Below are 12,515 nucleotides of genomic sequence, written 5' to 3'. Positions count from 1 at the left end.
AATTTCGTCTGCCGCGCTCAGGCGGCTCGTTCCCTGCTTGCCTTTTCCTTACCGGCTTGGCGCGCGACGATCGTCGCCAGCGCCGAACGGAACAGCTCGATATCTTCAGCGCTGGTCGCGTGGCCGACGGACACGCGCAACGCGCCGAGGCCGTCACCATAACCCATGGCTTTCAGCACGTGACTCGGCCCTACTTTGCCCGACGAACAGGCCGATCCAGCCGACAGCGCCACACCGGCCAGGTCGAAGGCAATCTGCGCTGTCTCGGCCTTGATGTCGGCAATAGCGAAGAATGTCGTATTGGCAAGCCTTAGCGCGCCGGTCCCGAAGATTTCCGCGTCCGGAACCAGCGTTTTCACGATCGCCTCGATTTCGTCGCGACGCTGCCGCACCGCTTCGATCGTTTGCAAGCCGGCAAGCGCCTCACGCGCCGCCACGCCAAACCCGGCAATCGCCGCCAGGTTTTCGGTGCCGCCGCGATGGCCCTTTTCCTGGCCGCCGCCGCTGACCAGCGGTTTTGGCATCATCAGGTCCGACGCCGCGACAATGGCGCCGACGCCCTTGGGTCCGCCGATCTTGTGTGAGGAGAGGATCAGATAGTCTGCGTAACCCGCTGACATATCGAGCGGAATGCGGCCGGTCGCCTGCACGGCATCGACCACCAGGATGCCACCCGCCGCCTTGACGATTTCGGCAATGCGGCCGACCGGCTGGATCACGCCGGTTTCATTGTTGGCAGCGTGGATGGCCACCAGCGGCAAGCCTTCGGCCTTGTCATGCTGGACGAGAGCCTCGGCCAAAACGTCGAGCCTGACGACGCCGTCGGCGTCGACGCCGATCCGTGTCACCTGCGCTGCTGGGAAGCGCCCGCCGTTCAGCAGGCAAGGATGATCGGCCTCGGACACATAGAGCCGGCTCATACGGACAGCACCGCGCCCCATCTGCCAGTCCGGCGTCAGCAGCGTCGAGGCCGCTTCCGTCGCGCCGGAGGTGAATACGACATGCTCGGCTTTGGCGCTGACCAGTCGAGCCACGTCGCGCCTGGCGTCCTCGATCAGCCGCCGTGCAGCGCGGCCCTCGGCATGGACCGAGGATGGGTTGGCGGCGACGTCGAGCGCAGCGACCACGGCCGCGCGCGCCGAGGCAAGCAGCGGCACGCTGGCGTTGTAGTCGAGATAGGCGCGTGCTCCGGCCATTTCCGTCCAACTGGTCCCTTCAAAAGCCGTTCCGCGAAGATAGCGCGTTATTTCCTTGAAATTGCAAGGCAAGACGTCCTATTTACGCGGCTTGCGGCGCGGGTGGCCGAGACACAATTTTTGGCCGCCCAGTTTTGAACAATTCTAAACTAGCTTCTAGAAAGACCCTCGCCCTGCGTCAAGGCCTAGGGAAGACTGGGGCCTAGGGAAGACTGGGGCCAGAGGAAGACTGGGGCCAGAGGAAGAGTTGTTCCGGGCGCCGCGCAAATTTATACCAAGTGGAGTATTTCATGCCTGAGGTCATTTTCACCGGTCCGGCCGGCCGTCTGGAGGGTCGCTATCAGCCCTCGAAGGAAAAGAGCGCGCCGATTGCCATCGTCCTGCACCCGCACCCCCAGTTCGGCGGGACGATGAACAACAAGATCGTCTACGACCTCTTCTACATGTTCCAGAAGCGCAATTTCACCACGCTGCGCTTCAATTTCCGCGGCATCGGCCGCAGCCAGGGCGAGTTCGACCACGGCACCGGCGAATTGTCCGACGCCGCCGCGGCGCTCGACTGGGTGCAGTCGCTGCATCCGGATTCCAAGAGCTGCTGGGTTGCCGGCTATTCGTTCGGCTCGTGGATCGGCATGCAGCTTCTGATGCGCCGGCCGGAGATCGAGGGCTTCATCTCGGTCGCGCCGCAGCCCAATACCTATGATTTCTCGTTCCTGGCGCCATGCCCGTCGTCCGGCCTGATCATCCACGGCGACGCCGACAAGGTCGCGCCGCCCAAGGACGTGCAGGGGCTGGTCGACAAGCTGCACACGCAAAAGGGCATTACCATCACCCAGAAGACCTTGCCCGGCGCCAACCATTTCTTTGCCAACCATGCGGAGCTTCTGATCGAGGAATGCGCCGACTACCTCGATCGCCGGCTGGCCGGGGAATTGTCCGACCCACGGCCGAAGCGGCTGAGATAATCGGCGATGTACCAACCGCCTCACTTCCAGGAAACACGGCAGGACGTCCTGCACGGGCTGATCCGGGCGCATCCGCTTGGCCTGCTGGTGTCGAACGGCGTCGAGGGGCCGGTCGCCAACGCGATTCCCTTTCTTCTAGACGCGGATGTGCCACCGAACGGCAGGCTCCGCGCCCATTTGGCCAAGGCCAATCCGCAATGGCGGCTTTTGGCCGACAATCCCCTGGCGCGGGTGCTGGTCGTCTTCCAGGGCGCCGATGCCTATGTGACGCCGTCCTGGTACGAGACCAAGCGTGAAACCGGCAAGGTGGTACCGACCTGGAACTACGCCATCGTCCAGGTGCGCGGCATCGTCACGGTGATCGAAGACCAGGATTGGCTGGCCGAGCAGATTTCCGATCTGACGATGTCGCAGGAGGGCAGCCGCTCGGCGCCGTGGGCGGTGACCGACGCGCCGGCACCCTTCATCCAGTCGCAGATCAAAGGCATCGTCGGCCTAGAGATCGAAATCACCGAAATCAGCGGCAAATGGAAAGTCAGCCAGAACCGCCCGGCCGCCGACCGCGTCGGTGTCGCCGAGGGGCTCGAGAGCGAGACTGCCGATTCGGCCGATATGGTCCGGCTGGTAAGGTCCTACGGCGGGCTGGACGGCCAGTAATCTGGATTGCTTGCTCGACCGGTTTCAGGCCGGTCGAGGGCTCAATCGACCTTCGTCATCGCCGCCTTGCGCTCGTTGGCGATCAGCCAGAGATTGCGGATATAGATCAACAGGCCCATGGCCTGGCCGGCGATGAACACCGGATCCTGACGCTGGATGGCGTAGATCAGCAGCAGGCCGCCGCCGAACAGCGAAAAGAACCAGAAGGCGATCGGCACGACGCTGCGCTTGGCCTTTTCCGACGCCACCCACTGCACCAGAAAGCGCATGGTGAAGAAGAACTGGGCGACGAAGCCGAGCAGAACCCAGGCATCGAATTGCTTGACGAAAACATCGTGAAGCCAGGTCGCCAATTCCTGAAGCACGTTACCCATGCCTGATTTCCTCTACTTTGGGCATTCTGCGGCGCCTGCGGCGCAGCCACCAGACGCCGGCAAGATCAAGCACGCCCTGCAGGCCGCGATCGAAGATGCCGTAATTCGATTTGCCGTGACGGCGGGAGCGATCGACGACGTCGCAATGGACGACGCGGTAGCCCTCCTGGATGACCAGCGCCGGAACAAAGCGGTGGGTGCCGTCGAAGAACGGCAATTTCCTCAAAATGTCGGTATGGATCGCCTTGAGGCCGCAGCCGGTATCCCGCGTCTCGTCGTGCAGGATGGCCTTTCTCAGCCCGTTGGCGAAACGCGACGCCAGCTGCTTGATCTTGCTGTCGCGGCGCTTCAGACGCTGTCCCTGCGCGGCCCCGACATCGGGACCAGCCTGCCGCAGCGCGTCTATCAACACTGGGATATAACCGGGGTCGTTCTGGCCGTCGCCGTCGATGGTGGCGACGATATCGCCGCGCGCCGCCCAGGCGCCCGAACGCACCGAGAGCGACTGGCCAGCGGATTTCTGATGCCTGAGATGGCGCAGCGGAAACCGGCGAAGCGCTGCTTGTGCGGCAAGCACCGAAGGCGTGTCGTCGGTCGAGCCATCGTCGACGACGATGACCTCGAAGTCGCGCCCGGCCATCGCGGCGCCGATCTCGTCGAGCAGAAGCGGCAGGTTCGCCGCCTCGTTCCGGCAAGGAATGACGATGGATATCTCCGGCATCTCGACTCTGTCATAGGATATGGCATTCGATCGATGCCGTGCGGTCCAGCGGATGAGACCCGTTGGCGGCGCCTCATTACGCCAGCCGAAACGATGACGCAAGCAGGCCGCACGCTTGGGGTTCTCCCTTCTCCCCTTCTTGTGGGAGAAGGTGGCCGCGCGAAGCGCGGTCGGATGAGGGGTGTTCCAGCTTGGCAACGACGGCACTCCGTCCAACACCCCTCAACCGTCTTGGCGCTGCGCGCCAATCCACCTTCTCCCACAAGGGGAGAAGGCAAGAGGGTGTCGCAAAACCGGATTCCACTTTTGCTGATCGCGCTTGAGTGCTAAACGCCCGCCTTCATGCATAGCCGAACCGCGTTCGGCCGGAAGCTTTTCGGGAAAGAAAATGTCCGCCTTCAAATCCGATTTCCTGCGCACGATGAGCGAGCGCGGTTTCATCCACCAGACCTCGGACGATGCCGGCCTCGACCAGCTTTTCGCCACGGAAACGGTGAGCGCCTATATCGGCTTCGACGCCACCGCCAGGAGCCTGCATGCCGGGTCGCTGATCCAGATCATGATGCTTTACTGGCTGCAGCAGACCGGCCACCGGCCAATCGCGCTGATGGGCGGCGGCACCTCGATGATCGGCGATCCGTCGTTCAAGGACGAGGCGCGCAAGCTTTTGACGCCGCAGGACATCGAGGACAATCTCGCCGGCATCCGCCGCAACTTCACGCCCTACCTCAAATTCGGCAGCGGCCCGAACGACGCCGTCATGATCAACAATGCCGACTGGCTGATGGACATCAACTACGTCAATTTCCTGCGCGATGTCGGCCGGCATTTTTCGGTCAACCGAATGCTGGCCTTCGATTCAGTCAAGCTCCGGCTGGACCGCGAGCAGTCGCTGTCGTTCCTCGAATTCAACTACATGATCCTGCAGGCCTATGACTTCGTCGAGCTCTACAAGCGTCTCGGCTGCCGGCTGCAGATGGGCGGCTCCGACCAGTGGGGCAACATCGTCAACGGCATCGATCTCGGCCATCGCATGGAAGGCGCGCAGCTTTATGCGCTGACGACGCCGCTGCTCACCACCTCCTCCGGCGCCAAGATGGGCAAGTCGGCCTCGGGCGCGGTCTGGCTCGATGCGGAGATGCTGAGCCCGTACGACTTCTGGCAATACTGGCGCAACACCGAGGATGCCGATGTCGGCCGTTTCCTGAAGCTCTACACGACCCTGCCACTCGCCGAGGTCGCACGCCTCGAACGGCTCGGCGGCTCGGAGATCAACGAAGCCAAGAAGATCCTCGCCACCGAAATCACCGCCATGCTGCATGGCCGCGAGGCGGCAGAGGAGGCCAGCGAAACGGCGCGTAAGACGTTCGAAGAAGGGGCGCTCGCCGAAACACTGCCAACCGTCGAGGTGGGCAGGGCCGACCTTGAAGCCGGCGTCGGCCTATTGTCGCTGTTCGTCACCGCCGGGCTGGCTGGGTCCAACGGCGAGGCACGGCGGCATATCCAGGGCGGCGCCGTGCGCCTCAACGACCAGCCAGTTTCCGACGATCGCAGGATGGTGACGCTGCAGGACCTTGGCCCGGAAAACGTCGCGAAACTGTCGCTCGGCAAGAAGAAACACGTTCTGGTGCGGCCGGTCTGACCAGGGCCCGGCACTTCCTGTTAGATCTTTTCCGAAACCGGTTTCATCTTGCGGCGCTGACCTTCGGTTCGGAATCACCGCCGAGGTTAATCAGCTAGCTCCCGAGAATGGCCGAGATGCCATTCGTCTCATCGATCGGAACGAGCAGGTAGCGCAAATAGCGGACGTTCTGCGGCGCTTCGATGAACGTCTTGTTCGGGGCCGGAAGCGGACTTGCGGCTTGGCGGCTTGGAATGTGAGAAGCGGACGTTCAGGCGCCCCCATGCATCGACGCGATCTGACCCATTCACGACAGTCGAAATCACGGTGAACGGGTCCGCTTGCGCCTGTAAAGCGAACGTACGACGTGCTACGAATCTCGCCTGGCTGGTCCTGGGCGGACCAGAGGAGCTAACGTCTATGCTATAGCCCTCCATGGCCCTCCTGAATCCCTGGGTTTGGACACCAGTTCGAGCGGAGCGCCAGAGAGATGCCCTGAGGCGCTGCTGTCACGTGGGATGGCTGCCTCGCAGGCGCCGCCCTCCGATAGCTCATGGGCGGCTTGAGGCGGCGATCGCGGGATAGTCGGTATAGCCAGCGGAGCCGCCGCCATAGAGCGTCGCCGAGTTGAACTCCGTCAGCGGCGTGCGCGTCTTCAGCCGTTCCACAAGGTCGGGATTGGCGATGAACGGGCGCCCGAAGGCGAAGAGGTCCGCCTTGCCCTCGGCGAGCCGCGACGCCGCGAGTTCGAGGTCATAGCCGTTATTGGCGATATAGGTATTGTTGAAGCGCCGGCGGAGCGATCCGAAGTCGAACGGCGCGACATCGCGCGATCCGCCCGTGGCGCCCTCGACGACATGGATATAGACGATGCCCAAAGCATCGAGTTGATCGACGATATAGTCGAACTGCGCCTGGGGGGCGCTGCTCGAGACGCCGTTGGCGGGCGAGACGGGCGAAATCCGAATGCCGGTGCGCTCTGCGCCGATCTCCTCGACCACCGCAGTCGCAACCTCCAGCATCAGCCGGGCGCGGTTCTCGACCGATCCGCCATAAGCATCCGTGCGGACATTGGCACCGTCCTTGGCGAACTGGTCCAGCAGATAGCCGTTGGCGCCATGAATCTCGACGCCATCGAAGCCGGCCTCAATGGCGTTCGCCGCTGCTTGCCGGAAATCGTTGACGATCCCCGCAAGCTCGTCGAGCGCCAGCGCGCGGGGCTCCGAAACCTCGACAAAGCCGTTGTTCACGAACGTCTTGGTCGCGGCCCGGATTGCCGAGGGCGCGACGGGCGCGGCGCCGTTCTCCTGCAGATCGACGTGCGAGACGCGGCCGACGTGCCAGAGCTGCAGGAAAATCCGCGCGTCCTTGGCGTGCACCGCGGTCGTGACCTTTCGCCAGCCGTCGATCTGAGCCTGAGAATAGATGCCGGGCGTGTCCTGGTAACCTTGTCCCTGCCGCGAGATCTGCGTGGCCTCGGAGATCAGCAGGCCGGCGGAGGCCCGCTGGCCGTAATACTCGGCGGCAAGATCACCCGGAACGAAGCCCGGGCCAGCGCGATTGCGCGTGAGGGGCGCCATGACGATACGATTGGAGAGCGTCAGCGAGCCGAGAGAATAAGGCTCAAAAAGTGCTTTGTTGGTCATAGGTCACCTTGTTTGTCCCCGCCGCGACGAGGTCGTTATCAAATGGATTCGTTGGTGCTCAGGCGACCTTGCGGTACCGCTCGGCGGGATGTTCGTTCCGATAGTTCGGAAGCATGGCCTGGCGCGCGGCCTGAAGCGCGTCCCACTGACCGGCATCGGGGAGTGGCGGGATGGTCACCGGTTCGCGGCGGTCGAAGCCGACCAGCGCCGCGTCAACCAGATCGTCCACCTCCATCACGTTGGAGAGCGTGTTGATGTCGGCGCCGACGTGGCCCCAGATCTCGGTTCGCGTCGTGGCGGGCAGCACGGCTTGGACGTAGACGCCCTTCGGCTCAAGCTCGAGGCTGAGCCCCTGCGACAGAAACAGCACGAAGGCTTTGGTTGCGCCGTAGACCGTCATGCCGAACTCCGGCGCCAGCCCGACCACGGAGCCGATGTTGACGATCGACCCTTCGCCAGCTTTCGCAAGACGCGGGGCCATGGCGCTGGCAAGCCGCAGAAGTGCGGTCGTGTTGAGCGCAACCAGCCGGGCGACGTCATCGGTACTCTGCTCGATGAAGCTTCCGCCGATGGCTGTTCCGGCATTGTTGACTAGAATCCCGATGCGGGCGTCATCACGCAGCCTCGTCTCTACCGTTGCAAGCTCGGCAGGCTGCGTAAGATCAGCCTGGATGATGTCGATCGCAACGCCAGTTTCCTGACGGAGCCGGGCTCCCAGTGCCTCCATTCGTGCCACGTCACGGGCAACCAGCACGAGGTCGTGTCCGCGGCGGGCGAACCGTTCGGCATAGGAAGCTCCGATGCCCGTGGAGGCGCCGGTTATGAGGACTGATGGAATGGTGGTCATGGCATTGCTCTTTTCTCTGATGGAACCTATATTCATGACGATCATCATGATTGCGGCTAAATATGATGGGCATCATGTAAATGTCAACGGGGCCGACGGAGAATTTTGAAATGAAGGTCAGTCGAGAGCAGATGGCGGAGAACCGTCACCGGATATTGGATGCGGCCAGCCGGCTGTTTCGCGAGAAGGGGTTCGACGCGGTCAGCGTGGCGGAAGTGATGAAGGCCGCCGGGCTCACCCATGGCGGCTTCTATGGCCATTTCAGTTCGAAGGACGACCTGATCGCGCAGACCCTTGCCCACGTCCTCGCCGCGGACTCAGGCGGAGGGGGCGATCTTCGCGCTTATGTAGGTTCCTATCTTTCGCCCCGGCATCGCGACAACTGCGCCGGCGGTTGCCCGACGGCGGGCCTTGCCGCAGCCATCCGCCATCAGACCCCGGCTGCACGCTCGGCCATGACGGAAGGCCTACGATCGCAGATCGACCGTATCGGCAAGGCGCTCCCGGAGTTGGATCCGGCAGACAGACGCCGCGCGGCGATCGGAAGCTGGGCAGCGATGGTGGGGGCAGTAATCCTCGCCCGGGCGATCGACGATCCCGCGCTCTCGGATGAAGTGCTTGAGCAGACGCGTGCCTGGGTCGATGCCGGGATCAGCCAAGTGTCTGCCAGCTAGGTGGTCTGCGGCAGGAGTGCTCTTGTCGAGAGCAATGCGGCTATCGGCGTTGGTTGGGTGGCTATCTTGCAGAATATCGCACCGCAGCGTGCAATCAGCGGGATTCGCGGACCAAGAGGGTTTCGAACTTCCCTGTTGAGGCAACCATGCTGTCGCCCAATTTCCGCTAAACTGGCGAATGAAGCCGTTCAACGGCAGAACATCGAATGACCGCTCCTGGCGCAACTACGCCCTCAAGCGCGGTCGCCGGTGATGTCCGCTGTAAGGCGGTGGCACAACTAACTTTAACGGCCGACATTAGGCGCAAAGCGGCCATTTAGGCCCGGGCGGACGTCAGTCGCCTTTGGATCATGGGCGTGAATTCGCGGGGCGGACGAGCGGCCGCTTAAGATCAAAACTCGGTCGCTCGAGGTAATTGGGTTTTGACCTCAGCGATACTCGAAGATCGACCGGAAAATCCCGGGCGCTATCACCGATAGCGGATTGACCTCCAGGTTCGGCTTGTTGGCGTTGCCCTTGAGCCTGTAGGTGACGCCGATCAGGCCGCGGTCGCGGCCGTTGCCGAGCAGTGCGCCGATCAGCGGCAGTTCGCCGAAGATGCGGTTTACGCCGTAGGCCGGCATGAACGTGCCGGTCATGTCCATATTGTTGTTCTGGTCGTAGAGCGTGCCCTGGAAGGTGGTGCCGATGCGCGAGCCGCGCAGCACGCCGTTGCGCAGCTTCAGATAGCCGCTGCCCTTGTCAATTTCGCTGAAACCGCGCTCGAACTTCACCCTCGACGTGTCGAGATTGCCTTTGACCGCCTCGTTGAGGCTGCGGCTGTCGCCGGCCGGCGTCGTCGACACGATCGAGGCGAGCTTCGGCTCATTAACGATAAAGAAGTTCTTGGCGTCGACCTGGCCTTTCATCGGCCCGTCGCCGGCCCCGGTCAGCGCCAGCGTTATCGAGCCGCCTTCCATATGCTCGTAGATATTGAGGAAGCGCAGTATGGCGCCGGCGTCGGCCGACTTCATGTTGAGCGTGCGCAGGCCGCCGCCGGTCGTGTTGCTGATGGTGATGGCGGCTCCCGAACTTGCCGTGGCGCTCACCTTGAGCCCGTTCACCCGGGAGCCGGCGGCGCTGTAGTCGAGTTTCAGATTCGACAGCACCTCGTCGTGAAAGCCGGTCAGGGAACTGACGTCGGCGCTGACCGAGATCGCATCGACGCCGGTGGTCTTGGTGGCGGTATCGACATCGGACGTGAATTGCTTGATCAGCGAGCGTGCGTCCAGCGCGCTGCCGCTGACCTCGACCGCATAGGCCTTGCCCGACCGCTTCACCGAGACGGCGACGTCGTCGCCCCTGTTCAACGTGACCTTGCTGAACCGGGCCGAGGACAAGGCGCCGTTGACCAGCACGGCGCTGCCGTCGATGGAGAAGGTCTTGCCGTCGAGTTCGAAATTGGACAGCGTCGTGGTGTCGCCGGTCTTCGCCATGGCGAAGACGACCTTGGCGGGAATGCCGGGGCCCTTGCTCCAGCCGGCCCAGGGAATGTCCAGCCTGGCGTTGGTCAGGTCGGCCGACACGTTCTGGTTGCCGGTGCCACTCTTGTCGATCGCCACCTTGATGGTTCCGGAAAGCAGCGTCGACAGGCCAGGCATGGCGGTGGCGCGCGTCTTGTCGTCGAGCACCAGCGCCACTTTACGACTGCGCGGCGGGCCGCCATCCCTGAGCGGCTCGATCAGGTCGAGCTCGGCCGGAATGCCGTTGAGCAGCGCCTTCGCCGAGATCACCGCCCGGTCGGGCGCGACCGTGATCGAGCCGTCGGCATGGCTGACCGTCTGGCCCTCGAACGGCTTGCCCAGCGACAGGTCCTTGTAGTCGAGCGCCACCAGCCAATCGAGTTTGGAAGAGTCGACACCGGACTGCAGCGGAATATCGGCCTTGACGTGGCCGGTCACCGTGCCGGACAGGTCGTCCGGCAGCAGGCCGACATGGCGCATGGCGTTGATCGGGTCAAACGATGCCAGCTCGGCGATTGCCGGCGCCTCGCCGGCGACATCGATGTCGAGCGCGCCGATCACCGGCGGATGGTTCGCCGCCTTGACGGTGAGCGTGCCGTTGCTCGCCGCCACCGTGCGGCCGCTCGGCATATAGACGCTGCCCGACGACAGCGCGACGTCGACGTCATTGCCGTGGAACCCGACGACGCCAACGGCATCGCGGATCGGCGGAATGCGGCCGGCCGTGTCGAAGCGCGATCCTTCGACCTGGAATCGGCCGAACACTTCATCGGCGGAAAGCGGCACGCCGTTGCCGAGCCGTCCGGGCACGACCTGGAACTGCAGGCTGCCATCGACGACGCGGCCGCCGAACAGGTTCTTAAGCACCCACAGCCTGGCATTGCGCGCCGAAAACCATGGCCATAATTGCTTGACGTGCGAGACCGGCATGTCGTGGACATTGAGCGCCACCGATATGCCCGGCGCCTGGTTGGCGACGAATGAAACCGAAGCCGTGCCCAGCACTTCGCTGCCCGGTCCGGACCGGACGCCGATCTGCTCGGCGACCAGCTTTTGGCTCGTCGGCTGGTAGATGCCGGCGATACGGGCAATGAAGCTGAGTGCCGGCTCCGGCGAATCCGAAGGCGCCAGGGTCGAACCGTCGCTGGTCAGGTCGTAACGATAGGATGGTTCCTCGCCCGCTGTGCCGGTAGCCGGCTTCGGCCCGATCGAACCGGCGAAATCGAAGGTCGAGCGGCCGGTTTTCACCAGCAAACTGTCGACCTGGATCTTGTTCGACCCGGCGACGAGTGTTGCATCGAGATCGATGTCGGCCGGAAGCAGGCCGCGCGAACCGAGATCGAGCACCGATCCGGTCAGTGACAGGGCAGCGGTCAGCCGCGAACCGTTGTCGCCGGTCCCTTCCGACCCCGCCAGCTTCAAGGCGATCGCACCCAATTTGCCACCTGCCGCAGTGTCGGCGTCCGCTGCCTGGATGCTGGCGTCCAGCGTGGTGATGCGTCGCGTCGCCGGATCGCGGGTGGCGGAAGCGGCGATGGTAAGCGCCCTGCCGTCGACATCCGCGTCGGATGAAAACTCCATGCTTCCCGGTCCCGACTGCGAGACGGAGGCGTCGGCGATGGTGACTGACTTGACCGATCCGGTCTCGGGCAGTGCCAGCTCGACGTTGCGCAGATCGATCTGGCGCATCGAATCCTCGCGCACCGCATCGAGCGCGCGGTTGAGGTTGGCGAAGACGGCGGCGGAAAGTTTTTCCGGATCGATGAGGCCGTCCTGGTTGCGCAGCTCGGCCGTCCAGTCGCCGCCGGACGGCATTGCCGCCATGACGATGTGCGCGTCGGAAATCCGGGCGCTGGTCAGCCGTACCTCGCCCGAAAGCAACGGGATTAGCCGGATGCCGAAGCGGACCCGGCCTGCATCGGCCATTGGTTTTCCGTCGGCGGTCTTGAGGCTGACGTCGCTGACCTGCAGCGCAATGAAGCTCGACCCGTCAAGCGTCAGCCGTGCCGGCCCGACGGCAACGTCGACATCGAAGCCGGCCAATTTCTCGATTGCCGTTTCGGCTTCCGCGCGAAGCCGCTCCGAGCCGAAGCCGGACACGCCGATCGCATAGACGCCGGCGGCAGCCAGCAGCACAAGGGCGACAAGGCCGGCAAACAGCCGCGCCATCAAACGGACGCCGCGACCGATCGACGCCTGGCCGAGCGGCGGGACGCGGCACGCGGACGGAAAGGTTCCCAGGTCGGTGATCTCGTCACGCCTGAACCTGATCTTCTCGTGCTGCGGTAGCTCCTGATCCACGCAATCTTCCG

Annotated in this window: 10 protein-coding genes; 4 read left to right on the top strand and 6 right to left on the bottom strand. The window is 63.7% G+C overall.

Annotated features, from left to right (window positions below):
- Window positions 1-17 precede the first annotated feature (17 nt).
- A complete protein-coding gene (locus X773_RS43970; protein WP_023674684.1) occupies window positions 18-1,196 on the bottom strand; it encodes a cysteine desulfurase family protein in 1,179 nt (392 codons plus the stop codon).
- A 290-nt stretch (window positions 1,197-1,486) separates the two neighbouring features.
- Here X773_RS43970 and X773_RS43965 point away from each other — a divergent pair, with 290 nt between their 5' ends.
- Both X773_RS43965 and X773_RS43960 read left to right on the top strand, forming a co-directional pair.
- Complete coding sequence (locus X773_RS43965) at window positions 1,487-2,161, top strand: alpha/beta hydrolase (RefSeq protein ID WP_023674683.1); 675 nt, start codon at window positions 1,487-1,489, stop codon at window positions 2,159-2,161.
- 6 nt (window positions 2,162-2,167) lie between these two features.
- Window positions 2,168-2,818 carry an FMN-binding negative transcriptional regulator gene (locus X773_RS43960; protein WP_023674682.1) on the top strand — a complete coding sequence of 217 codons (651 nt, stop codon included), beginning with the start codon at window positions 2,168-2,170 and terminating at the stop codon, window positions 2,816-2,818.
- Window positions 2,819-2,859: 41 nt separating this feature from the next.
- Here the strand turns inward: X773_RS43960 and X773_RS43955 are convergent, their stop codons facing one another.
- Window positions 2,860-3,192, bottom strand: coding sequence for a lipid-A-disaccharide synthase N-terminal domain-containing protein (locus X773_RS43955; protein ID WP_023674681.1), 333 nt, complete (start codon window positions 3,190-3,192; stop codon window positions 2,860-2,862).
- A complete protein-coding gene (locus X773_RS43950) occupies window positions 3,185-3,913 on the bottom strand; it encodes a glycosyltransferase family 2 protein (RefSeq protein ID WP_031211231.1) in 729 nt (242 codons plus the stop codon). Before X773_RS43950 ends, X773_RS43955 begins: the two co-directional genes overlap by 8 nt.
- A gap of 388 nt (window positions 3,914-4,301) precedes the next feature.
- On the opposite strand from X773_RS43950, the gene tyrS reads away from it, so the two are divergent.
- The gene (gene tyrS / locus X773_RS43945) at window positions 4,302-5,555 is read left to right on the top strand and encodes a tyrosine--tRNA ligase (RefSeq protein ID WP_023674679.1); all 1,254 of its coding nucleotides are present in this window, start codon (window positions 4,302-4,304) and stop codon (window positions 5,553-5,555) included.
- Between the two features lie 530 nt (window positions 5,556-6,085).
- Here the strand turns inward: tyrS and X773_RS43940 are convergent.
- Together X773_RS43940 and X773_RS43935 are read right to left on the bottom strand one after the other, a co-directional pair.
- Entirely contained in the window at window positions 6,086-7,180 is a 1,095-nt protein-coding gene (locus X773_RS43940) for an alkene reductase (RefSeq protein WP_023674678.1), read from the bottom strand.
- A 58-nt stretch (window positions 7,181-7,238) separates the two neighbouring features.
- Window positions 7,239-8,027 (bottom strand): SDR family oxidoreductase, encoded by a 789-nt coding sequence (locus tag X773_RS43935; protein WP_023674677.1) that lies wholly within the window; start codon window positions 8,025-8,027, stop codon window positions 7,239-7,241.
- A gap of 110 nt (window positions 8,028-8,137) precedes the next feature.
- Here X773_RS43935 and X773_RS43930 point away from each other — a divergent pair, with 110 nt between their 5' ends.
- A complete protein-coding gene (locus X773_RS43930) occupies window positions 8,138-8,701 on the top strand; it encodes a TetR/AcrR family transcriptional regulator (protein ID WP_023674676.1) in 564 nt (187 codons plus the stop codon).
- Window positions 8,702-9,129: 428 nt separating this feature from the next.
- On the opposite strand, the gene X773_RS43925 is transcribed toward X773_RS43930, so the two are convergent.
- Entirely contained in the window at window positions 9,130-12,504 is a 3,375-nt protein-coding gene (locus tag X773_RS43925) for a DUF3971 domain-containing protein (protein ID WP_023674675.1), read from the bottom strand.
- Window positions 12,505-12,515: the final 11 nt, after the last annotated feature.

This window comes from Mesorhizobium sp. LSJC280B00 (assembly GCF_000502835.1).
Lineage (GTDB): Bacteria > Pseudomonadota > Alphaproteobacteria > Rhizobiales > Rhizobiaceae > Mesorhizobium.
Note: the sequence above shows the minus strand (reverse complement) of the source record. Positions and strands in the feature narration are given on the sequence as shown.

Coding starts and splice junctions, on each gene's coding strand:
- X773_RS43970 (WP_023674684.1), bottom strand. CDS start 1,196: ATGGCCGGAGCACGCGCCTATCTCGACTACAACGCCAGCGTGCCGCTG.
- X773_RS43965 (WP_023674683.1), top strand. CDS start 1,487: ATGCCTGAGGTCATTTTCACCGGTCCGGCCGGCCGTCTGGAGGGTCGC.
- X773_RS43960 (WP_023674682.1), top strand. CDS start 2,168: ATGTACCAACCGCCTCACTTCCAGGAAACACGGCAGGACGTCCTGCAC.
- X773_RS43955 (WP_023674681.1), bottom strand. CDS start 3,192: ATGGGTAACGTGCTTCAGGAATTGGCGACCTGGCTTCACGATGTTTTC.
- X773_RS43950 (WP_031211231.1), bottom strand. CDS start 3,913: ATGCCGGAGATATCCATCGTCATTCCTTGCCGGAACGAGGCGGCGAAC.
- tyrS (WP_023674679.1), top strand. CDS start 4,302: ATGTCCGCCTTCAAATCCGATTTCCTGCGCACGATGAGCGAGCGCGGT.
- X773_RS43940 (WP_023674678.1), bottom strand. CDS start 7,180: ATGACCAACAAAGCACTTTTTGAGCCTTATTCTCTCGGCTCGCTGACG.
- X773_RS43935 (WP_023674677.1), bottom strand. CDS start 8,027: ATGACCACCATTCCATCAGTCCTCATAACCGGCGCCTCCACGGGCATC.
- X773_RS43930 (WP_023674676.1), top strand. CDS start 8,138: ATGAAGGTCAGTCGAGAGCAGATGGCGGAGAACCGTCACCGGATATTG.